Source organism: Methanosarcina horonobensis HB-1 = JCM 15518 (assembly GCF_000970285.1).
In the GTDB taxonomy this organism is placed as follows: Archaea; Halobacteriota; Methanosarcinia; order Methanosarcinales; family Methanosarcinaceae; genus Methanosarcina; species Methanosarcina horonobensis.
Map to the genome: position 1 here is coordinate 2,567,735 of NZ_CP009516.1, position 20,452 is coordinate 2,588,186.

24 protein-coding genes and 1 pseudogene are annotated in these 20,452 nt (G+C 42.2%); 19 read left to right on the top strand and 6 right to left on the bottom strand.

All coding sequences use genetic code 11. The features are described from left to right. Window positions 1–75: 75 nt before the first annotated feature. The 7 genes from MSHOH_RS11285 (at window position 76) to MSHOH_RS11320 (ending at window position 10,854) form a co-directional block, all read left to right on the top strand. Complete coding sequence (locus tag MSHOH_RS11285) at window positions 76–1,242, top strand: DUF7544 domain-containing protein (RefSeq protein ID WP_204245308.1); 1,167 nt, start codon at window positions 76–78, stop codon at window positions 1,240–1,242. 253 nt (window positions 1,243–1,495) lie between these two features. After that, entirely contained in the window at window positions 1,496–1,693 is a 198-nt protein-coding gene (locus MSHOH_RS11290) for an MM0924 family protein (RefSeq protein WP_048139701.1), read from the top strand. Window positions 1,694–2,910: 1,217 nt separating this feature from the next. Further along, on the top strand, window positions 2,911–6,087 hold the full coding sequence (gene ileS, locus MSHOH_RS11300) for an isoleucine--tRNA ligase (protein ID WP_048139705.1): 3,177 nt from the start codon (window positions 2,911–2,913) through the stop codon (window positions 6,085–6,087). A gap of 94 nt (window positions 6,088–6,181) precedes the next feature. After that, window positions 6,182–6,826 (top strand): 6-hydroxymethylpterin diphosphokinase MptE-like protein, encoded by a 645-nt coding sequence (locus MSHOH_RS11305; RefSeq protein WP_048139707.1) that lies wholly within the window; start codon window positions 6,182–6,184, stop codon window positions 6,824–6,826. A gap of 464 nt (window positions 6,827–7,290) precedes the next feature. Beyond that, on the top strand, window positions 7,291–7,506 hold the full coding sequence (locus MSHOH_RS11310) for a zinc ribbon domain-containing protein (protein ID WP_048139709.1): 216 nt from the start codon (window positions 7,291–7,293) through the stop codon (window positions 7,504–7,506). 1,355 nt (window positions 7,507–8,861) lie between these two features. Then, window positions 8,862–9,050: a hypothetical protein gene (locus MSHOH_RS11315; protein WP_048139711.1), complete on the top strand. Its 189-nt coding sequence runs from the start codon at window positions 8,862–8,864 to the stop codon at window positions 9,048–9,050. A 439-nt stretch (window positions 9,051–9,489) separates the two neighbouring features. Continuing rightward, window positions 9,490–10,854, top strand: a complete 1,365-nt coding sequence (locus tag MSHOH_RS11320) for an ATP-binding protein (protein WP_048139713.1) — start codon at window positions 9,490–9,492, stop codon at window positions 10,852–10,854. 192 nt (window positions 10,855–11,046) lie between these two features. Here MSHOH_RS11320 and MSHOH_RS11325 read toward each other — a convergent pair whose 3' ends face one another. From MSHOH_RS11325 to MSHOH_RS11350, 6 genes and pseudogenes are all read right to left on the bottom strand, one after another. Beyond that, window positions 11,047–12,582 carry an APC family permease gene (locus tag MSHOH_RS11325; RefSeq protein ID WP_048143405.1) on the bottom strand — a complete coding sequence of 512 codons (1,536 nt, stop codon included), beginning with the start codon at window positions 12,580–12,582 and terminating at the stop codon, window positions 11,047–11,049. Between the two features lie 25 nt (window positions 12,583–12,607). After that, window positions 12,608–14,011 (bottom strand): annotated as a pseudogene (gene mtbB / locus MSHOH_RS11335) ([dimethylamine--corrinoid protein] Co-methyltransferase). Between the two features lie 110 nt (window positions 14,012–14,121). Beyond that, window positions 14,122–14,766 (bottom strand): dimethylamine corrinoid protein MtbC, encoded by a 645-nt coding sequence (mtbC, locus tag MSHOH_RS11340; protein ID WP_048143406.1) that lies wholly within the window; start codon window positions 14,764–14,766, stop codon window positions 14,122–14,124. A gap of 376 nt (window positions 14,767–15,142) precedes the next feature. Next, window positions 15,143–15,274 (bottom strand): hypothetical protein, encoded by a 132-nt coding sequence (locus tag MSHOH_RS25655; protein WP_275425526.1) that lies wholly within the window; start codon window positions 15,272–15,274, stop codon window positions 15,143–15,145. 202 nt (window positions 15,275–15,476) lie between these two features. Next, on the bottom strand, window positions 15,477–15,809 hold the full coding sequence (locus MSHOH_RS11345; protein ID WP_048139718.1) for a hypothetical protein: 333 nt from the start codon (window positions 15,807–15,809) through the stop codon (window positions 15,477–15,479). Between the two features lie 86 nt (window positions 15,810–15,895). Next, window positions 15,896–16,261 (bottom strand): tetratricopeptide repeat protein, encoded by a 366-nt coding sequence (locus MSHOH_RS11350; RefSeq protein WP_048139720.1) that lies wholly within the window; start codon window positions 16,259–16,261, stop codon window positions 15,896–15,898. Between the two features lie 181 nt (window positions 16,262–16,442). On the opposite strand from MSHOH_RS11350, the gene MSHOH_RS23750 reads away from it, so the two are divergent. From MSHOH_RS23750 to MSHOH_RS23770, 12 genes are all read left to right on the top strand, one after another. Further along, entirely contained in the window at window positions 16,443–16,607 is a 165-nt protein-coding gene (locus tag MSHOH_RS23750) for a CopG family ribbon-helix-helix protein (protein ID WP_158024124.1), read from the top strand. Between the two features lie 42 nt (window positions 16,608–16,649). After that, window positions 16,650–16,874 (top strand): hypothetical protein, encoded by a 225-nt coding sequence (locus tag MSHOH_RS23755; protein WP_158024125.1) that lies wholly within the window; start codon window positions 16,650–16,652, stop codon window positions 16,872–16,874. Between the two features lie 51 nt (window positions 16,875–16,925). Continuing rightward, window positions 16,926–17,075, top strand: a complete 150-nt coding sequence (locus tag MSHOH_RS23760) for a hypothetical protein (RefSeq protein WP_158024126.1) — start codon at window positions 16,926–16,928, stop codon at window positions 17,073–17,075. Next, window positions 17,072–17,467, top strand: a complete 396-nt coding sequence (locus MSHOH_RS11360; protein ID WP_048139725.1) for a hypothetical protein — start codon at window positions 17,072–17,074, stop codon at window positions 17,465–17,467. Before MSHOH_RS23760 ends, MSHOH_RS11360 begins: the two co-directional genes overlap by 4 nt. Before the next feature lie 286 nt (window positions 17,468–17,753). Next, the gene (locus MSHOH_RS11370) at window positions 17,754–17,951 is read left to right on the top strand and encodes a hypothetical protein (protein WP_048139729.1); all 198 of its coding nucleotides are present in this window, start codon (window positions 17,754–17,756) and stop codon (window positions 17,949–17,951) included. Further along, a complete protein-coding gene (locus MSHOH_RS11375; RefSeq protein WP_048139730.1) occupies window positions 17,948–18,169 on the top strand; it encodes a hypothetical protein in 222 nt (73 codons plus the stop codon). Before MSHOH_RS11370 ends, MSHOH_RS11375 begins: the two co-directional genes overlap by 4 nt. A gap of 15 nt (window positions 18,170–18,184) precedes the next feature. Then, a complete protein-coding gene (locus MSHOH_RS11380) occupies window positions 18,185–18,652 on the top strand; it encodes a C1 family peptidase (protein ID WP_048139732.1) in 468 nt (155 codons plus the stop codon). Beyond that, window positions 18,649–19,041: a hypothetical protein gene (locus MSHOH_RS11385; protein WP_048139735.1), complete on the top strand. Its 393-nt coding sequence runs from the start codon at window positions 18,649–18,651 to the stop codon at window positions 19,039–19,041. The genes MSHOH_RS11380 and MSHOH_RS11385 overlap by 4 nt, the downstream gene beginning before the upstream one ends. Beyond that, complete coding sequence (locus tag MSHOH_RS23765) at window positions 19,038–19,214, top strand: hypothetical protein (protein ID WP_158024127.1); 177 nt, start codon at window positions 19,038–19,040, stop codon at window positions 19,212–19,214. Before MSHOH_RS11385 ends, MSHOH_RS23765 begins: the two co-directional genes overlap by 4 nt. Further along, window positions 19,211–19,546 carry a hypothetical protein gene (locus tag MSHOH_RS11390; RefSeq protein ID WP_048139737.1) on the top strand — a complete coding sequence of 112 codons (336 nt, stop codon included), beginning with the start codon at window positions 19,211–19,213 and terminating at the stop codon, window positions 19,544–19,546. Before MSHOH_RS23765 ends, MSHOH_RS11390 begins: the two co-directional genes overlap by 4 nt. Continuing rightward, window positions 19,543–19,746, top strand: coding sequence for a hypothetical protein (locus tag MSHOH_RS11395; RefSeq protein ID WP_048139739.1), 204 nt, complete (start codon window positions 19,543–19,545; stop codon window positions 19,744–19,746). Before MSHOH_RS11390 ends, MSHOH_RS11395 begins: the two co-directional genes overlap by 4 nt. Next, complete coding sequence (locus tag MSHOH_RS23770) at window positions 19,746–20,174, top strand: DUF6011 domain-containing protein (RefSeq protein WP_158024128.1); 429 nt, start codon at window positions 19,746–19,748, stop codon at window positions 20,172–20,174. Before MSHOH_RS11395 ends, MSHOH_RS23770 begins: the two co-directional genes overlap by 1 nt. Window positions 20,175–20,452 lie beyond the last annotated feature (278 nt).

A 20,452-nucleotide genomic window follows, 5' to 3' on the forward strand; every position in this document is an offset into this window, starting at 1 on the left:
GATCTAAAAGTCTATCTGAAAATCTCGGGTCTGATTTCTGGATAATTATTTATCATCTGAGTAAAATTATATATTATGAGCTGGTATGCAATAGATGCGGTGGATAGAGCTTTTACGAGGACAAAAAAAGCTCTTTTCGAACCTTTTGATTTCTGGAAATGGGTAAAGCTTGCAATCATCATTTTTTTCATTGGTAGCATGGGGTCTAACTACGGAGGCTCCGGAACCCATTATCAACCCTCCGATAACTACGGAAATGATTTTCCAAGTATTGAACCTGGAGATCCTGGAGATATACCTGATTTCCCTTCCGGTATATCCGGACTTGGTCTTGGTTATATTGATTCTGTATCTTCCCTGGCAATTATAGCTACTGCATTAGTTTTCTTTATTCTTTTCGTTCTTCTTTTTTCATATATTTCCAGTGTTATGGAGTTTGTTTTTGTAGAATCTCTGGTAAGGAACGAGGTGCGTCTCCGGGCTTACTTTAAAAAATTCATGGGAAAGGGTTTCAACCTCCTGCTGATACGTCTGGCCCTGGGACTTATTTTCGTTATACTTTTCGTACTGGCTTTGCTGCCTTTTGTCCCGGTATTTCTTACAGAGTCCTCTGACTTTAAAGTGTCTGCTCTCATAGGTGGGATGTTCTGGTTTTTTGGCGTAATTATCCTGCTTGTCCTGATAGGATCAGTCGTAAGCTCTTTCTTAAGCCTTGCAATCCCTCTTTCTATTTACAGGGAAACAGGAATTCTTTCGGCTTTCCGTATGGTATACAGGAGTTTCAGAAAGAGCTGGCAGGAAGTGCTTGTTTACTGGTTTATCAGGTTCCTTATTGGAATCGGGATAGCCATCCTGGCACTTATCCTGTTCGGACTGATTATACTGGCGTCGGTGATTATTTTCCTTATTATTGACGGGGTCCTTTATTTTATCTTCTCGGCTTTAGTATCGGAGCCCTATAGCTGGATACTCCTGATCCCATTCGTGATTGTAGAGATACTGCTGGTTTTCGTCACTTTGATCTTTCTGAGTGTGCCATTTGCAGTCTACCTGAAGTACCACTTGCTTAGCTTCCTTGAAGCCTGGTTTGCCGGGGCAAATATTCCATTCTTTGACGAATTCAAAGGAAAACCTGAAATAGGGACAGGGACAGAACCAGGCGATATGGAGCAGTCTTCAATGGAACAATATGTGCCGGAACCAAACGGGCCGGGATCAGGTGGTCCGGACCCTTCTATCTAAAACAATTTAAAACCTCCAGAGGCCTGGAGGATGTTTAACTTTTTCGACCATATAAGAGAGGAATCCAATAACACTGGCAACCTCTTCTTTTTACGCATTTTCTTTTTTATACTTCCTTTCTTATTTTATCCTGATTTCTGTTCAGAATTCCTGTTTTTTAAGTTATAATATACCTTCCTGATACTAACTATACTGGGTAAACACCACACAGGTCTCTCTGTAACCGAAGAATGAAAATTTGGAGTTGATAAGGATGAAGCAGGAATTCATTGAAAAGTACTATCTGGGCAAAGAAGTAGAAATTGACATTGGGGGAAACACAACATACAGGGGAATAGCTGCAGAATGCAATGACGGAGTCCTGAGCCTTAAATGGACCATAAAAGAAGAAGGCTACACACATATTGAAATAGAGAAAATTGCTGTAATGTGGAAAACCCTTAGAAAGTAAGAAGAAGTTAAAGTAAAGCTGTAAATGAAATATGAGATAGGTTGTAAAATAATATTGTGGCAGGCATAATAATAAGGTATTGAAAAAAGGTATTGAAAATTTTGCTTTGCTATACACGAGTTTAGCCCATATAGAAAAAAAAGACTTCTCAGTTCTTCTATGTTTAAGATTTATCTCTACAATTAGGTTTTAAGAGGGGGAATTAAATCCTCCTTTTTATCTCTTTTTTTCAGTTAAAACTATTCTAGAAAAAGGCGTTTCAACTCACATGATATTGGAGATCTCGCCAACATATCTGGCGGTCCTTCCCAAACGAGAAAGATAAGAAGGAAGAAATTTGAAAAAATTAGCAAACAATAAGACAAAGATAGAAAAAGCATTTTTCAGATCTAGTTTAATCCTGTTTCATTCTGCTCTCTCCAAATTTCTTGCTATTTTTTATTTATTTTCGAGTAGATTTGTCAGTTTGTTATCGTTTCTATCTATTGTTTTCATGCTTTGAATTTTAATTTCAGCTTTCTTTTTCGTTTTTTGTGGAAAAGACCGCTCTCCTGCGCCGAGCGGGGCAAGACCGGTCCAGTATAGCGAATATAATATGGTTGGCCGGGTAAGAATCACCTGTAATTTAACTCTCTTTCAGTCCTCTTAAGCCAAGCGAAAAGGAACTCGTGCTGTTGCGATTACATCGCAACTCCCAGAAAATCTCCGATTTTCTGTGATCACAATAAAGCTTAAATTAAGTACAGTAATACTGAATAGACTGATTGGCGTGCAGCAGGTCCTCTTATTCCCCTGAAATTCGCAGATCTGATTTTCCGGGTAGGGTTTTTGTACGTCAAATATTTGTCTGAGGTACAGTACATAAACGGCTGGTAGCAGACATTAAAAACAGATATTAAATATACTTTAATAGATTTGATACCTTACCTATCAGAGATTTGATACCTTACCTATCAGAGATTTGTCATTAGTCAGATTAGTCAGATATTTATATACACTGACCGGTAGTTTACTCTAAATGTACGTCTTACTGACAGTCAATATCGGTATCAGAATGTCAATGTTAAAGTTGTCAGCACTGGTCTGTCATACTTACTGATTAGTAGTTTATCAAGAGTTGTTTATAAAGAGTTATTTATAAAGACTGTCTATAAGCTGCAGGACAGAACTGAATAGACAGCTTACTTCAATTTATCTTTCATCAGGGAGACTCCCATATGATAAAAGAAATCACTGCCAAATACGATGCAGAACAAATAGAAAAAAAAGTAACGCAGTTCTGGGAAGACAGCGATGCCTATCGAAAAACCCGGGAGCACCGCAAGACCGGAAAAAGGCTTTTTTTTGTTGACGGCCCCCCGTACACTACAGGACATATTCACCTGGGGACTGCCTGGAATAAGATCATTAAAGATTCCATTCTCCGCTATTATTCCATGAATAACCGCCATATTCTTGAGCGCCCTGGCTGGGATATGCACGGCCTCCCAATTGAGGTTAAGGTCGAAGGTGTTCTCGGATTCAAGTCCAAGAAGGATATCGAGAGCTTCGGAGTAGAAAATTTCATAGAAAAATGCAAGGAATTTGCCCTCACGCAGAAACAGGCAATGACCGAGCAGTTCCAGAGGCTTGGGGTCTGGCTTCAGTGGGAAGACCCTTACATGACCTTGAAAGACGATTATATCGAAGCTGCCTGGTGGACCCTCAAGCAGGCAAGTGAGAAGAACCTCCTTGATGTGGGAAAACGTTCGGTAAACTGGTGTCCGCGCTGTGAGACTGCAATTGCAGACTCCGAGGTTGAATATTCCGAGAGGACCGACCCCTCGATTTATGTTAAGTTCAAGGTCAAAGGCGAAGAGAACACTTTCATAGTTATCTGGACAACCACCCCATGGACAATTCCGGCAAACGTAGCCGTAGCTGTTCATCCGGCTTACGAATACTCTAAATTCAGGGCGATCAGGCAGGACGGCTCGGAAGAGATTCTGATAGCAGCTACAGACCTTATCAGAAACGTCCTCAAGCAGGGCAGGTATGTGGACTTTGAAATTCTTGAGACCATGCTCGGAGAAGAGCTCACAAAGCTTGAGTACGAAAGCCCTGTTGGGGACCTGGTGCCTGTCCAAAACAGGATAAAACACGGTGTCTATCTTGCAGATTTCGTAACTGTGGAAAATACCGGCTGTGTACATATTGCACCAGGGCACGGTATGGACGACTTCAACCTTGGTGTAAAGCATAAACTTCCGATCCTCTGCCCTGTGGGCTCAAACGGTTCCTATACCGAAGAAGCCGGGGAATACGAAGGTAAAAACGTAAGGGAAGCAAACCCCATTGTCATCGAAGACCTCAAGGCCCGCAACAGGCTCCTTGCCGAAGGTACAGTAACTCACAGGTACGGGCACTGCTGGCGCTGCAAGACTCCTATCATCTACCTTGCAACCGAACAGTGGTTCCTCAAGGTTACCGAGATCAAAGACAGAATGCTTGAGGAAATCGATGCTGTTGACTGGTACCCTGACTGGGCAGGTTCAGCTCGTTTCAGAACATGGGTTGAGGGTGCCAGAGACTGGTGTATTTCCAGGCAGCGATACTGGGGAATTCCAATTCCTGTCTGGAAGTGCAGGAAGTGCGGAAATCTTGAGGTAATAGGCACAAAAGCCGAACTTCTGGAAAAGGCGGGATTAAACGGCGATATCGAACTGCACCGTCCTTACGTAGACAAAGTAACCATACCCTGTGAGTGCGGTGGAGAGAAAAAGCGTGTAGAAGACGTCTTTGACGTCTGGTTCGACTCGGCTGTAGCTTCCTGGGCAACCCTGAAGTTCCCGCAGACACGAGAGCAGTTTGACGAGTGGTGGCCTGCTGACTTTATCACCGAAGGGCACGACCAGACACGCGGCTGGTTCTATTCTCAGCTTGGAGCAAGCATGGTTGGCTTTGGACGTGCTCCTTATAAGAGTGTGCTCATGCACGGGTTTACGCTTGATGCAGGTGGAAAGAAGATGTCCAAGAGCCTTGGAAACGTGATCTCTCCTCTGGATATTATAGACAGGTTCGGGGCAGATACCCTGCGTGCCTACGTGCTTTCTTCAAGTGCACCCTGGGACGACCTCAAGTTCAATATGGAAGAAGTGGAGACCATCCACCGCTCGATCAATATCCTCTGGAACGTTTTCAGGTTCCCGTTGCCGTATATGGCACTCGATAACTTTGACCCGATGCAGGTCAGCCTTGACTCCGTAAAAGATGCCCTGCGGGAAGAAGACAAATGGATTCTATCAAGGGCCCAGTCCGTGGTAAAAGCTGTGGATGAAGCCATGAGCGGGTATCTATTGCATAAAGCGGTTCGTGAGATCATGGAGTTTGCCCTCGAAGACCTTTCACGCTGGTACATCCAGCTTATCCGCCCGAGAACCTGGACCGAGGCTGATGATCCTGACAAGCTTGCAGCTTACTGTGTGCTTTATGAGGTATATGTGACCATAACAAAATTGATCTCGCCTTTCATGCCTTACCTTGCTGAGGAGATGTATCAGAACCTGATAAGGAACGTGGACCCGAATGCCCCTGAGTCGGTCCATATGTGCGACTGGCCGACAGTTAATGAAGCGTATCTTGACCCGGAACTTGAAACGGCCATGAACACCGCCCGCTCAATTGTGGAAGCTGCCTCAAACGCCCGCCAGAAGGCAGGAAGAAAGCTCAGGTGGCCCATCTCCAGAATTGTTGTCTCCCCTGAAAGTGAAGAGGCAGCAAAAGCAGTTGACAGGCTGCGCTCTGTCCTTATGGATCAGACCAATTCCAAAGACATTGTGCTTACAGGTGTGGGCAAGAGCTGGGATGAACTCGGGCTTGAGGTTATCCCTGACCCCGGCAAGATCGGACCTGTGTTCAAGAAGGATGCCGGAAAAGTAATTCCTGCCCTGCAGAAAGTCGATGGTTTTGCTTTAAAGAAGGCTTTTGCCGAAAAAGGTGAGTTCGAGCTTACCCTTGCCGACGGAACCACCGTCAAAGTTACCCCAGGTATGGCAAACTTCAAAGAGACCCTGCCCGAAGGTACGGCCAGTGCGGAATCCGATGCAGGACTTGTCTATGTGGATGCAAATCTGACCTCCGAACTCGAAGCCGAGGGATATGCAAGGGAAGTAATCCGCAGGCTCCAGGACATGAGAAAGGAACTCGACCTTGTTGTGGATGAAAACATCCGTGCCTCTGTCCGGATCGAAGACGAAAGGGTCTTAAAGCTCGTTGAAACCCTGAAGGACCTGATTGCAGAAGAGGTTAGAGCAGATGTCTTTGACCTGGGCAGCGAAATCGAGGTCTCTGGAGCCCTTGTGAAGGACTGGGACGTCGAAGGCATCGCCATGAAGATGGGAATTGCAAAGAAATGACTGGCAATCTGGTTTAGAAGAAAGATAAATAAGAAAATCTGATTTCAGAAACTAAAAATAGTCATAAATTAAAAACAGGAAAGAAGCGATTGATATGGACTTTGCTGCCTGGGAGCCAATTTACGAAAGTATCCTTGAAGACTTCGGGTTTGACCGTAGCGGTGATGAAGAGGCAGCGTGTTTTCTTTCCCGTATGCTGACAGAGGATAATTCTGTCAGCCTCTCCGAACTCAAAGATAAGATTTCAGGAAAGTATGTCATGGTCTGCGGGAACGCTCCCGGACTCAGGGCTGAACTTTCAGAAAACGATCTATCTGCTTTTGTTATAATTGCAGCTGACGGAGCTGCTGCCGTTCTTACGGACATGGGTTGCGTACCTGAAGTCATCTGTACCGACCTTGACGGGAATTCCGAAGCTGACATTGAAAAAGAGATCTACGCCTGTGAACAGGGTTCGATTGTCCTGATCCATGCCCACGGGGATAATATGGATAAGCTGGAAAAATACGTGCCCAGATTTAAACGCTTTGTTGCAACTACCCAGGCAAGGCCTTTTGATAATGTCTACAACTTCGGCGGGTTTAGCGATGGAGATCGCTGCGCTTTTGTGGCAAAAGAATTCGGAGCCAGCAACATTAAGCTGACTGGATTTGATTTTGAAGACCCTGAAGTGAATCCTGTTAAGAAAAAGAAACTGAAGTGGGCTAAAGAATTACTCGGGATGTTAGGAATTATCTGATATTTCTTAATCAGGTCATCTGGTCTTATAGTAATCTAAATTCAGCAATCTCCAGAAGCAATACCTGCTTTTTCTAGGAATATTACCTGCTTTTTCTAAAATTTTGTTTAAGTTTTAGATTCATTTGAACCTTTTATCGCCTCATCTGAACCATTGAATGAAAAAGCAGCTCTTTAAGGATCTAGAAAATGACTTGAGAATGAACAATAACAAAAAAGTTGAAAGAATCTGCATTTCAGCTTCCAGAACTTTTTGGGAATGCTAATTGAATGGAATCTCACCGACGTTAATATATTTATTTGATGACAAATATAATTATTGGATGCGAATATGAATGCTTATTCATTTTGTGGGGCAAAAAATTATGGAAAATTTTGCAATCCGATTTTTTACTTCTCCGTAAAAAACTACTTTCGAGGATTTATACAAAGCCAAATCTCATTAATGATGTGGGGTAATGCAAAATGAAAAAGGGAAAATGCCCGAAATGTGGGAGTGAAAATCTCGATACAGGCCATATAATTGGAGAACGTATAGGTTATGAGTCTGATAACGAATGCTATTTTTCCGGCCCTATGCGTGAATTTAAAGTGCATGTTTGTTCAGACTGCGGGTATGCTGAATTTTATGTGGATATAGAAAAACGAAAATCTCTTTTTGTTAAGAAGAAAAACAGTTAAAGGTCGGCAGAAATGGTGGAAAGGCCAAAAATAGCTGTCAGGCAGATATGTATCCGAGTACCGCACAATTTGAGGCGTAAGTACGGCACCTGATGAGGCATCAATCTGAAAGGATACCGTTTGATCAAACCTGTCCTGCCTTCCCACCGCATCTAATATAAGGCCTTTAGCCTTACTCTACCACTTTCTAATCATCTATTGCCCAATTTTCTTTCAGTTCTTCGCCCATCTATGAAACGACCCACTCATTTGACGCCAGGGTGGAGCGATGATCGTAATGGTAGCGAAGAACTTAATTATATATTCCTTCATCAAGGAATACGTTTTATGATTGGCTTTTATTATTATAAATAACTTTCCAGACTAACCATTAAAAGAAATCAATAATTTTTAATTTAGAAACAGGATTAAAGCAAAAACGAAGGTCAATTTGTAAACTTTTCTTGTTTTATAGAGCTTTTTAAACTCCCTTGTTAATCAAAATTAATAAAATCCAAGAATCAGGATGAATTTTTCACATCTTTATTATTTTTCTGAACCTGAAGAACGAAAAGGAAAGAGGAAAGGTTGAAAAACAAGTTCAGGGTTGAGGCAAACAGTAGATTTTAACTGCTATATCTGTTTGAGGCGTTGACATTTACAGCTTTGAGATGCTTTTAAAAAATGTCTCTGCTTGCTTCATCCTTTTGATTTTTCCTTTCCTCCGGAACTCTCAGGTCTTTATTATTTTTGAGGCAGCTCGGTTTTCTACCATACATTTTTTAGCACATACTTTCTACCACATCTTTTTTCCAATATTTTTTCTACCACATCTTTTGTGCCTGATATCCGTTTTTTCTGTCCTTTTCTTTGCCCGGCACCTGAACGACTTACCAATAGCCAGGGATGGATATGGATGCGATACTGAGGTGTAGAGCATTTTTGTCATATCCCTTTATTTAAGGGGATACTACAGTATTGTTCCTACTTCTAATATATAAATATTTTCAGAATAAAAAAGTATAACAAATGTATCCTGTGATAAGAATGCTTTTATTTCAAATCAGGACAGAAAAACCGGGAAAAAATAGAGAAAAATTCGGAAAAATGAATTAACTGACAAAAACGGGTTAAAGAGACTTCAAATCTATCGAGGGAATGTCCAGTTTAAAAAATTCTACAAGCAATTAAACAATTAATAGGTAAACGATTGCTTGCAGTCACTCCTTCGTGCCCTAACCTTTTCTTCAACGAAGCTTTTTTCCTTATCTTTTAACAGCGTTATAGTAAAAAAGGAAGTCTGGTAACTTACTTGAACTCTCAGGTCATAGAGATTTCAGGTTAGAAAGATTCATTGACAACCCAGGAGTGGTTACTTGGCTTATAGAGCTCCATCAAGAGTTTCTGGAAAAATTTCAGGAAAAAACATTTTGTGCTTCATAGGGCTTCATAAATGGAAAAGAAGCGGAGGTTTGAATGTCTATGCTTCAAACGTAAGGGAAAAGTATTTTGTATGCGAAAGATGCGGGAAAAAGAAAACAGTATATGAGCCTAAAAAAGATTAAAAGTTTAAATAGATTTTTTTAAAGATTAATACAACTATATACTTTTTTTTCACAAATACTTTTGAGCTATTTTTTTAAGTTAAACCACTTTCAACTGACTTGATCAGATAACTTCATCTATTAAAAAAAATCTTTCGTTACTACTTTCATAAATTTATATTTGATAATTTTAGAACAGGCATCAAGTTGAAGCCATTTAATTATTCCGGGCAATAAACTGGTTAAAGACCAAAAAAATCCGTTTTTCAGTGCATTTAGAAAGAGATTATCTGGATATGAAAGAAATTATCTGATATTCGCTTAATCAAAAACACAATTCGCTTTCCTCTTTACGATTTAGTTTCTACTTTTAAGGCCAGTATATATTTAGCCTTTTCATGAAATTGTGGTCTCTGCCAGAATAACTATATAGTTTTACCTCACAAATTATTCTGATTATATGCAAAGACTTGAACTTCTTCCCCTGGTTCTTGACCACCAAAAATTTTTCCAAAACCCCTCTGATATAATCTCACGCTACATTCCAGTTTTCCCATGTCTGGACGGGAGCGAGATCAATGTGATCTGTGGTCCACTCCATGCAGGTAAGACTTCCTTCCTGAGGCAGGTCGCAGACCTTGTGCAGTGTATGAAGATTTACATTAATTTTGAAGACAGCAGGTTTAAAGAAATGGAACCTGAAAGCCTTCAGGAAATCGAAGAAATTGCAGCTGAATTTTATAGAAAAGGATCTGGAGATGAAGAAGGGTTTGAAAATGAAGATAAGTCTTATGAGGAAAGGCCTGCCGGACCGACCTGCTATTTCCTTGATGAAATCCAGAATTTCTCTGGCTGGGAGGACTGGATTGACAGGCTTCAATGCGGTGGAGCAAAGGTGTTTATAACATCTTCGTCCTCAAGTCTCATGACTCAGGATATCTCTTCTCGCTTTTCAAACAGGATAAGGACTCTCAGGCTTCTGCCTTTTTCCTTTAAAGAATATCTTATCCTGAATGGTCTAATGGTCCCAAGGCCTAACTTCCTTACACCTTCCAGGTGCGATGAAATGCTATGTCTGTTCCTGCGCTATTTTGAAACCGGCGGCTTTCCGGAGGTAATCAGTAACGGAGACTTCAGGCTTTCCAGGCAGTTTTTTGAGGAAATCCTGCGAAAGGAGATCATTGCCAGGCATAATATTCAGGATCCAGACGGGTTGAAAAACCTTGCAGTTTTCCTGATCTCGAACATGGCATCGGAATACTGCATGGATACTTTGAAAAAAGTGAGTGGGATCAACAGCGAAAACACTATTAGTAACTATCTGGACTATCTGGAAGAAGCTTTTTTGCTGTTCCGGGTCCCCATGTTTAATCACGGATTTGAAAAATCGGAAAACGGAAGAGAAAACGAAAATGGAAAAGAAGTCCCGTATAAAGTGTATGCTGGAGACACAGGTTTCTTCAAATCAGTATTTCCCAATTATCCGGATAGCCTTGGCTTAAGATTTGAAAACATTGTATTTCTTGAACTGCTAAGGAAGGGCAAGGAGATCTCTTATTTCCGTGGCAAGAGAGAATGCGATTTCCTTATATGTGAAAAAGACAGCCAGACTGTTACGACTGCGGTTCAGGTCTCTGTCTGCTTCGGAGGTTCTGCAGTAAGGGAACGGGAAGTCCTCGGGCTTATGGAAGCAATGGAAGAGTTCGGGCTTAAAGAAGGGCTTATCCTTACAATGGACGATGAAGGAGTTATGGAAATAGATGGAAAGGACGGAGAAAAGAAAAGAATAGTAATTAACTCGGTATGGAAATGGATGCTGGAATAACAATTCAGCAGACTGGCTTAATTATTCCGTTACTTTATACTCCTTTCCGTTACTTTTATACTCCTCTGAATTTTAGTCCGAAAATGCTTCCCTGAAGTAGTGATTTCAGGGAAGCATTTTCGGATCTCTTCTCACGTTAAAGTTTCGGTTTTTAATCAGATTTTAGTGCAGGTTTTAATGCAGATTTGTTTTTCATGTAGAGATTTCGGATAAAATAACCTCTTTTTCTGCAGCTTTTTTTTCTTTTGCCTCAGCAACTCTTTTTACCTCTCTCTGAGAGTAGAACCACAGCGGGACATAAAGACAGAGCACGAAAAAGCCGACTCCGGTTGTAGCCCATCCAAGTTCGAGGCTGTTGAGGTAAATTATACCCACAAGAAAGAACGGGATATTCAAAACTGCAGTTACCATTGCTACACTTTTCCAGCCTTTTGGGGCTTTAAAGGGTCTGTCAAGTTTTGAGAGTTCCGGGTCGTTTCTTACCTTTACGTAGGTATAGAGACTTATCCCGTTTGCGCAGATATATCCGATTGCAGAGGCTGCCAGAATTGCTGTCGGAGTCCCGAGCAGGATCAGGCACATGTTAAAAAGGGCATCTGCAATCATTGCATTCATCGGATGTCCGTGAGAGTTAAGTTTGCTCAGAAATTCAGGCAGGTTGCCTTCAACTGACATTGAATATATCGACCTTGCCGATGAAAGAAAAGCTGTCTGGATAATAAGGAGCATCGCCCCTACAAGCATGATAATTGCAATAGAAGCTCCTAACGTGCCAAGCGTGAGGTTGGCAATGGGAAGCATAGGTGATATGGGTTCGGAAAGTACACCTTCAACTCCGAGCGTACCGATAACCGAAGTCTGAACAAGAACATAGAGTACAAGGCAGATCCCTCCGCAGACCAGAAGGGCTTTTGGAGTGTCAGTATTCGGGTTCTTATATTCAGGACCATAGATAGCTGCTGTTTCCCAGGCGCAGGCACTCCATTCTGCCATTGCAAAAATCCCAAAGAGAATCAGGATATGTTCCAGGTCCCAGGTCCAGTCTGTCGGGAACCATGAGCCGGTGATATTGGCCAGGTGGAAGTCCCCTGTGAGTAAAGGTGCAACCGTGATGACTATTAGAGGAATAAGAGATATCACAGCCAGGATATAGCCGGCTCTTGCTCCGTTTTTGAGCCCTTTAGAGTTTATAACTGCAAGAGACCCGAAGATTACTGCTCCGACCATTAAAGAGAGCAGGGTATCCGGAAAAGCGGAGAAAGCGGGAACAAGACCTTTAAGGTAACTTCCGATAAGGATTGCATAGATCGCAAGCACGGGGCTCCAGCCGAACCAGTAGCTCCAAGCGCTGAAACCGCCGATGAATTTTCCGAATTTAAATTTCCCTTTATTATTTTTGTTAGAGCTTGAGCCAAAGACGGTCTGCGTATAACCTGGCAAACCCGATGCCTTTGGAAAGACAGTTGAAAGCTCTCCGAAAGCCAGGTTCTGGAAAAAGCCCAGGAAAATGGTAAGGCCCCAGACAGCTATTGAAAAAGCCCATACATAACCCGTAAAATAGCCTATTGAAGGCAAGATAAGTAAAGGAACACCGAGGGCTATTGCAAGTCCCTGTTTCCAATCGATTGCCCTCTCAAGTTCTTTTAAGTCACAGCTTGCCCTGCTGCATTCTTCAGCATGCTGCCAGTCGATCTGAGAATCAGAAGTCGAAGTATGGTTGTTGCTCATAAAATCACCTTTTTTCCGATCATTCTCAGGCAATCTGTTTCCTGAAGAGTTCGCAGGAATTAATCTTTATATCGAGCAGCTTCTCGATGTTCATTTTTGCGGCAATGCCTTTGGCTGCACCCGGAACTGAGGTAATGATTCCAATATCGAGTTCCTCACGGAGCTCGCGCATTACATGTTCGTCAGCAAGGTCCCTGGTTTCGACATTTAGTTTCTTTGCTACGTACTCCTTTGCCTCTCCGATGCGCATATTCTTTGAGAATTCCATCCTTGCAACAAGGTCGCCTGCTGCTCTCATTCCTGTCATTCCTGAAGCCATTATGTGGGAAATCGGCATACCCAGCGGGTCGCCGACCCCGATCTATATGCCGTCTACTCCGGCAACCTCGACCATTGCCTTGCTTGCCCTTGTAACGGCATCAATCGGAGGAGTCTCAAGCATGGGGATTCCGCCAACACCCATGCCCATATTCACATGGCAGGGGATTGAAGAAATTTCAACTGCTGCTTTTATGAATGTAACAGCTCGTGCCAGATTCCACGGAGAAGTCTTACTGGTATTGGTATTGCATACGGGTCCGAAAACGTTTGCTCCTGCTTTTGCTGCAAGAGGTGCTTGTTCATGAGGCCAGAGCCCTGCAAGGCGCACGCCATCGTATTCCAGTTCTCCATGCATACCGAGCACCATCTCTCCTGCCATGCCAACTTCGATATACATCTCCGGAAATTGAGCCCTCAGGATTTCAACTGCACTGAGTGTGCCATACATATCGGCATCTCCGGCTGCAGCAGTTGTGTCAAAATTGACGCCATCAGCTCCGGAGGCAAGAAGCTTTTGCATAACCCATACGGTATCCCTTGTAAGATGTTCGGCTGCATGTTCCATGGATTTCTGTGCTTTATCGATCTTGAACATCTTCATTAAGTCGCCCGGGTTTTCGAAGGGGCCGTCAGGAGTATAATAAAGTCCCATGTTCGGCATTGCGCCGTAAAAGAGAGGAATGATCATATTCTGCTGGCAGGCTTCCATTGCCTGGCACTCGTTTGCAACAACAGGCTTTACCGGCTTGAAACTATAGTCAATGTGCCCGAGTTCCATCGTATCTGCACCAAAAGCTCTTTCATGCACCATGCAGCCGACAAGCCGGCTTGAAGGGATGCCAACTCCACTGTTGCCCTGGTCACCGTCAAGCCTGAGGGTCCCGATGTCGTGAGTGACCGGTACTTCCATACCCTGCTCGACACTGACGGCTTTTCCGGGCATCATAAGGATTTCGGCAAGCTTGTCGATTTCATTAGCACTGAGATCAGGGATTTCTCCCAGATCAGCAGCATTTGCTGAGCCTGATTCGATTTCACTGAGGATTTTTTCTTTCGTGAGGTAGATTCTTTTACCATCACCCATCCTCAAAGCGTATTCAGTAACCATTTTTTATCCTCCATTGCTCAAATTCGACTGATTAACTTTAGTGAGTGAAATTGAACTGCTATACTCAAATTATTAAATTTGGACTGTTACATTATGACTAAAAATGGGATTCAGAGCAGCAGTTCTTTTGCCTTTGCCACGGCTTCACTTGCATTTTCTGCATAACAGTCTGCGCCTATTTTGTCAGCCCATGCCTGGGTTGCAGGGGCACCGCCCACCATGACCTTAACGCGGCTGCGCAGCCCTTCTTCTTTCAGGAGCTCGATAACTTCCCTCTGCCCTTGCAGGGTTGTAGTCATAAGCGAGGAGATCCCTACCATGTCAGCACCGGTTTCCTTTGCTTTCTGGACAAAGTTCCGGATAGGGACGTCCCTGCCTATGTCGTGGACTTCAAAACCGGCAGACTGGAGCATTGTAGAGACGATTGACTTGCCAATGTCGTGAACGTCGCCTTCGACTGTCCCGTTTACAATGATACCGAGCTTCTTTTCCTGAGTGCCTGCAGGCATTCCCTCTTCAAGCAATTTCACACCTGCAGTCATTGCATCAGCTGCCATCATTACATGTGGCAGGAAGAGTTTTCCCCTCTCAAACAAAACTCCTACCTGGTTCATGCCAGCAGAAAGCCCTTTTTCAATAATTTCTTCCGGCGGAAGCTCAGCCCTGGCTTTTTCAACCGCTTCGAGCACTTTTTCTTTTTTACATGAGATTACCGCATCAGCAACCTCATGGAGTAAACCTTCAATATCTGCCATTTTTTTCAGTCCTTTTCTCATCTCAAGATAACTTAGAGTTGTCTTCTTTATCGGAAGACGGTAAGTTGTTTCCTAGTAATGATATTTATATTTTCCTAAAAATTGAATAAAAATATCAGAATGTTTACATTGTTTCTAAAAACTCAAACAGTCCTTTTTTCTTCTAAAATAAGAAAATTTCAACTTAAAAAATGAAATCTGGCAAGAAATTGAGAAGATTTAAAGGTTTACATAAAAGTTGAGCAGATTTAAGGATTTTTATACTAATTAGTTAAGTTCATTAGAAAAAAACATCCTTATCCGCAAGTGAAAGGTGAGAATATCTCAAGAGAATGTATTCTCAAAGAGAATGTATTCTCAGGGTCAGTTCCCTAATTTATTTTTCATGCTTTTTTCTGATTTCTGTAGAGGATATCCCATCGTCTTCATATTCATCTACAGGGATAATCTCGCAAAACTCAAGGACTTCAGGATTGATGTAAAGCTTAACGGATTTCCTGTGAAACACCATGAAGCGTACATTCTTTTCCTTAAAATGCTTTAAAATAGTGGATGTGTCTGCTGTACCGTTATAATATTTTGGATCAAAGATCCTGTTAATGGTGTCTGCACCAACGATAAAAGTACTGTCAGGGAAAAGGGCAGCTTTTTGAAGGGAAATTAGAGGTAATAGTTAATATATCTTTTTCAACAATGTAAAAAAAATAACTTTAAGCAAAGTATAATGTTTTCATATCGGGGGTGTATAAATTAAGCTCTAATATAATTTTCTCTATAAGTTCTTTGCAGCATGGCCTGGTAATCCCAAATTTTTCTATTACTATATCCTCTAGATCTTCTATCTTCATACCATTATAAACCATGCTGCCAAGACTCAAAAATACATATCTTAAAAGGTCTTTTTCGGAAATAGTGTCTATAATTTCAACATTAGATAATGAATATTTATATGCTTGTTCTTCTGTTTGCTCTTCATCCATTTCAAGTCGTACATTATAATATACTTCATTATAGCATACAGGACACCGCGCTTTTATATACACTATATGACCCCTTATTTTTTATAAGTAGTAATCATATAATTATATTCTAAAAATATATAACAGTTGTTAAAGCGCTGTGAAAGTGTTCATTCAAAAAAAACTTTTCTTGTATTTTTGGGCAATTCCTTATCTTTTTCTTCTTCTATCCCTAGAGCTCGATCATAACATTCAATTGCTTTTTCTAACTCTCCCATTTTTTGATATGCAATCCCCTTCTGTTTCCATATTTCTCTTTCAAATTGTTCTTGCTCTTCAGTCTGATGTTTCTTTGCGTAGTCATTTGTTTGATTTTTCATATCTATCTCAGCAAATAACATATTTAGTGCCTGAGATACCACATCAGACATACTACTATACTCCTCACTATCCACAAGCTCAATTACTCTTTTTTTGATAGAAGGGCTCAATGTCGCATTGATAGAATCCTTCTTTCGCTCATACTTCGCAACCATAATATCTCTAATACGGTTGCTTCATAAGATTAAATAATCTTCTGAAGTATCAATGAAACGTTGTTTCATTAGGTTAACCAAACATATATATACGTTAATGTCTTTTTATGTTATAGTGAAGCAATTGTGAAACACAATAAAGCTTACTACGCAAATAGTGAAATATTATGGAGATTGAAATATGAGTATTGTACTAGGAGCAAAATTCCCTGACACAATAGTAAATAAAGTGGATAATTACGTCTCAAAAGGTAGCTATCTATCAAGATCTGATGCAGTCCGTGATCTAATCAGGCGAGGGCTTGTAAGCAAAGCAAGAGAAGATCAAGAAGGTGTTTCAGCATGAGCCTCTTTTCTCTTCTTCAGCTCTTCTCAGAAAAATGCGAATATGCTGAAAAATGTGGAGGGTTCCGGGACAACTCTTATACTTGCTCTAAAACTCCGGAAAAAAGCCCTTGCGGGATATATAAAAGGTTCTGCAGAGGAGATATTCTTTCGTATCCTGCGGAGGCCCAGGCATGAGTGCAGAACTATTGACTCTCGCGGACCTGAGAGAAAACCATCTCGTTCGGAAATTCGCATCAATGGAAATCACGCCCTCTCTACCTCATGAAGCGGCATACTGCGCAAAGATTTGTAAAGCAATTTGCGAAGGTGGGGTACAATGAACTGCGATAATTGCGGATCGGAATTAAAAATAATGTCTGGTGATCTAGGGTTCTATCGTTATTGCCTGGTTTGCGGAGAAACTTATACTATCTCTACTCAGACCAAAAACACATCCAAAAGCGTTCCTGCGGTGATGAGGGCATGAATTTTAACACTTTCAAAAAACTCTTTATTTCTTTTGTTTTGTTCTCTGCTCTTATAATTTCAACAGTGAGCGGTCAGCCTGTCATCTGCCCAGGAAAAAACGTTTCCACTTGCTATGATTTTGCGGTCTCTTTCCAATCAGAAAACCCTGGATGGGGAATTGTGTCTCTCAGTACTAACCAGCAGTTTAGGGGCGTTTCGCACATAGTCAACTATCAGGTCGAAGGGGACACGCTTGTAATTCATGACGGTATGTATCTGGCAGACTATGAAATTCCAAACTATCAAGACGAATCTGGCTTTTTCCACTTCTGGATTAATGAAACCCCTATAAGGTACTATGACACACTCTCGGATAACAGAAATATATTAGTGCAGGGTGTGGAAGCATGACTACAGAAAGGATAAGAGATTGCTGTCCTTTCTGCGGCCAACTGAACTTTCGCAGAATAGTAAGAAAATTCCGCTATGCGTGCGAAGCTTGCGGCAAAGATATTTCTGCAGGAAAGCAGCTCCGGAAATGTCCGGATTGTAAATCTACGGACCTAAAAAAGCAGTACGTAAATAAATACATTTGTAATAACTGTCAGTCTGCTTTTGATACTCCTTCTCAAAAAATCTCTAAAGGCCATCCGGGTAATTTCCCTCAAGCTCTTTGTAAAAAAGTAGAGGTGACCGTATGAGCTCGGAACCTGTCAAACAACGATGCCCTGTTAGGGTCCCTGCTCACAAAGCCCGGAAAGATAAACTGCACTCTAATCTCGGGCTGATGCTGCTTATCAGTCGCGGGAAACTTTCAGAAAACACAGATCTAACAAGGGGAATTTTCAGAAGTGCAGATCCTGAAAAACTCTATTCTAAGGGGGGTAATCTATGATAGCATTTTTCGCAGGTCAAAAACAAGAAAGCAATTATCGCATACTCTTTAAGGACATTCTCTCAAACGGGGTTTTACAGCTCATCAAACTCTCTGAGGGGAGTTATACGGTTTCGTTTGAATCGCTTTTCTCTGGGTGCAGCTGGACAACTGGGATCATGGACTACGAAACAGCCCGCTCAACCTACGCGGACGTCATTTATGGGGAATTTATCTAAGGGGGGGTCAAAACGATGTCCAACACTTTCCGTCCTGTTCAGTTTTTCTTATGCTCTAATGGTGAATCATTCGGATACGTCGCAGCCCGCGCAGTAATAGAAGACAATTTCCTTTTGATCCTTGACGAAGAAGGCAAGGAAGCAGAAAGATATAATATGCTGTCTCCTCGCTTTGACTCTCTTGAATGGCTTGACATCGAAAAAAAACTTACATACTCAAGGTTCAGCAGCAGTGAAGATCTCAAAGAGTATGAAAAAATCTACTACGGAAGCCAGAGATACAATACCGTTCGGTACCAAAAACTAAACGGGGTAACCTATGATACTATGAGGCCAGCCTGCCTAAAATGTGATCTTCAAGACCTTTGTCCGGGCTGTCCCTGCTCTCCTTTCCAATCATGCGAATCATGCACAAAAGATCCTAAATGCCAATTATGCCCGCAGCATCCTAGATATGAACTAGATGAGGGGGTGAGACAGTGAGCGCGAATATAGAAGGGAATGCTCTTGCTTCTCAAAACGGTTGCTTAATGGAGCACTGGATAAAAGCTCTCTATCCTTCTGCAGAATTCAGGTATAAGGGGGCAATCGACTGCATAATAGACGGGGTCCGGGTCGAAATCAAAAGCTGTCAGGAATTTATCCATGATTCAGAATATAAAAACAATCAAAGATCAGGGAGAATCTGCTTCAATTCTCAACAGCACGAAATTCTAGTTTTAGAGGGCGGGGATTACATTTTCCTTGTCCATAGAAACGGGAACCCTTTCATATTCGTCAGGCTCCCTGCTTCTTCTCTCTCCCGGTCTTCCTGGTCCGGGGTCAAGTGTGTAAGCTGGAAAACTCTCCTGTTCGGGGGTGTCCTCATATGAAGGCAAAACGATTTAAAAGCGGGCTCAAAGGTCCCCTTTTCTCTGCCCTCTCTCCTGAAGATCAGGCAGAAGTCCGGGCACTCATGAAAGTGTACAACGAAACAACTCTTGACACTCCTTACTTTGAAGTTGAGCAATTTTATCATGCAGTTATCCGGGGGGTGCACGTATGAATTCAAAGGACACGCTTTTGGAAAAAATGGATATTGCTCTTGAGAGGATGAAAGCGCGGGGCGGGGATCGAATCTGCTTTGATGGGATCAACCACTATCAAGAGCTTAAGAAAAAAAGAGATGCTGTAGCGGGCGGTACTCAGTATACGGTTGAAAATGTCACTGAAGATGTTCTCCGGTCAGTCGGAGCCCTTGTCCCAAAAGCAAATATTGGTTCGAATGGGAGAATTCTCCTCTACAAAAAGACTACACAAACGCCCACGACAAAACTATCAAAAACAGTAGATAGTTTCATTGATCAATTGGTACAGGGGAGGGAGGCAGACCTATGAACTCTCCTTACTCTTTCCTGCACGGAAGACACAGGCCGTACAGACTGATATTCCAAAACTACCGCCACAAAAAACAGTACGCCAAAAGTGAAAGAGCCGGACGTCTCTATTTTTCAAGGGATGTATATTCCACAGGTACAGGGGATCTTCGAACAGGCCCACGTCACCACTGGCATAACCTAGCAGGGAGGCGGGTATAATGCAGCCTCTCTATACTCGCTGCCTGCGCTGCAAAAAGCATCTAAAAGACCACAAGAGCAAAAGCCGGGGTTACGGTCCAACGTGTTGGAAAAAAGTGCTGCCCACTCTGCCCTCTTGCCCTCCTACAACAGAAATCCGGAGTATTGAAAATATCTTCGCGGTCAATGCTGTCTATGAATCTCTGCAGGCTCGTATCTCTTCTCATTCTTGCCCTTCCTGCGGGGCTCTCCTGGACTCTGCCGAGGTTCGCAGCTACGACCATGAGGACGGGCTGAACCTTCGCGGTTTCCTGCAGCCTCAATGGGTCTATGTGTCCTGCCCGCACTGCAGGGTAGATATTGCCTTGCACAAACTCACTCGGGATAGTTGCGATGATCTTTGCAAGCATTACCGGCAGGTTTCGATAGCTGAGGCTCTGAGAGCATAATCTCTCTTATTTTTTTTAGAAACCAGAATATCACATCTTCCTACGGGGGTATTTTGCTCATGTCCATCTCTATCTACCAACAAAAAACCATTCAAGATTTTTGTCTCTCTGAACCAAGAACAGTTAATCAAATCGCAGAAAAACTAAAACTATCCGGAGAAAACGCAATCAAAAGTCTGCGTAACTTCTTAAAAACGCAAAAAGCTCACTTACTTTTTTTCATAGAAAATAACGGGGGGTTCGTATGGGTACGAACAAACCCCCTTAATTTTTTTCCA

Bases quoted from the DNA above. Each gene is read 5' to 3' on its own strand.
- mtbC (WP_048143406.1), bottom strand. From the start codon at position 14,766: ATGGCAGATATTGAAGGTTTACTCCATGAGGTTGCTGATGCGGTAATC.
- MSHOH_RS23765 (WP_158024127.1), top strand. From the start codon at position 19,038: ATGAAGGCAAAACGATTTAAAAGCGGGCTCAAAGGTCCCCTTTTCTCT.
- MSHOH_RS11380 (WP_048139732.1), top strand. From the start codon at position 18,185: ATGTCCAACACTTTCCGTCCTGTTCAGTTTTTCTTATGCTCTAATGGT.
- MSHOH_RS11290 (WP_048139701.1), top strand. From the start codon at position 1,496: ATGAAGCAGGAATTCATTGAAAAGTACTATCTGGGCAAAGAAGTAGAA.
- MSHOH_RS11310 (WP_048139709.1), top strand. From the start codon at position 7,291: ATGAAAAAGGGAAAATGCCCGAAATGTGGGAGTGAAAATCTCGATACA.
- MSHOH_RS11325 (WP_048143405.1), bottom strand. From the start codon at position 12,582: ATGAGCAACAACCATACTTCGACTTCTGATTCTCAGATCGACTGGCAG.
- MSHOH_RS11360 (WP_048139725.1), top strand. From the start codon at position 17,072: ATGAATTTTAACACTTTCAAAAAACTCTTTATTTCTTTTGTTTTGTTC.
- MSHOH_RS11375 (WP_048139730.1), top strand. From the start codon at position 17,948: ATGATAGCATTTTTCGCAGGTCAAAAACAAGAAAGCAATTATCGCATA.
- MSHOH_RS11320 (WP_048139713.1), top strand. From the start codon at position 9,490: ATGCAAAGACTTGAACTTCTTCCCCTGGTTCTTGACCACCAAAAATTT.
- MSHOH_RS23755 (WP_158024125.1), top strand. From the start codon at position 16,650: ATGCTGAAAAATGTGGAGGGTTCCGGGACAACTCTTATACTTGCTCTA.
- MSHOH_RS23770 (WP_158024128.1), top strand. From the start codon at position 19,746: ATGCAGCCTCTCTATACTCGCTGCCTGCGCTGCAAAAAGCATCTAAAA.
- MSHOH_RS11305 (WP_048139707.1), top strand. From the start codon at position 6,182: ATGGACTTTGCTGCCTGGGAGCCAATTTACGAAAGTATCCTTGAAGAC.
- MSHOH_RS11370 (WP_048139729.1), top strand. From the start codon at position 17,754: ATGAGCTCGGAACCTGTCAAACAACGATGCCCTGTTAGGGTCCCTGCT.
- ileS (WP_048139705.1), top strand. From the start codon at position 2,911: ATGATAAAAGAAATCACTGCCAAATACGATGCAGAACAAATAGAAAAA.
- MSHOH_RS11390 (WP_048139737.1), top strand. From the start codon at position 19,211: ATGAATTCAAAGGACACGCTTTTGGAAAAAATGGATATTGCTCTTGAG.
- MSHOH_RS11395 (WP_048139739.1), top strand. From the start codon at position 19,543: ATGAACTCTCCTTACTCTTTCCTGCACGGAAGACACAGGCCGTACAGA.
- MSHOH_RS23750 (WP_158024124.1), top strand. From the start codon at position 16,443: ATGAGTATTGTACTAGGAGCAAAATTCCCTGACACAATAGTAAATAAA.
- MSHOH_RS11350 (WP_048139720.1), bottom strand. From the start codon at position 16,261: ATGGTTGCGAAGTATGAGCGAAAGAAGGATTCTATCAATGCGACATTG.
- MSHOH_RS11285 (WP_204245308.1), top strand. From the start codon at position 76: ATGAGCTGGTATGCAATAGATGCGGTGGATAGAGCTTTTACGAGGACA.
- MSHOH_RS23760 (WP_158024126.1), top strand. From the start codon at position 16,926: ATGAACTGCGATAATTGCGGATCGGAATTAAAAATAATGTCTGGTGAT.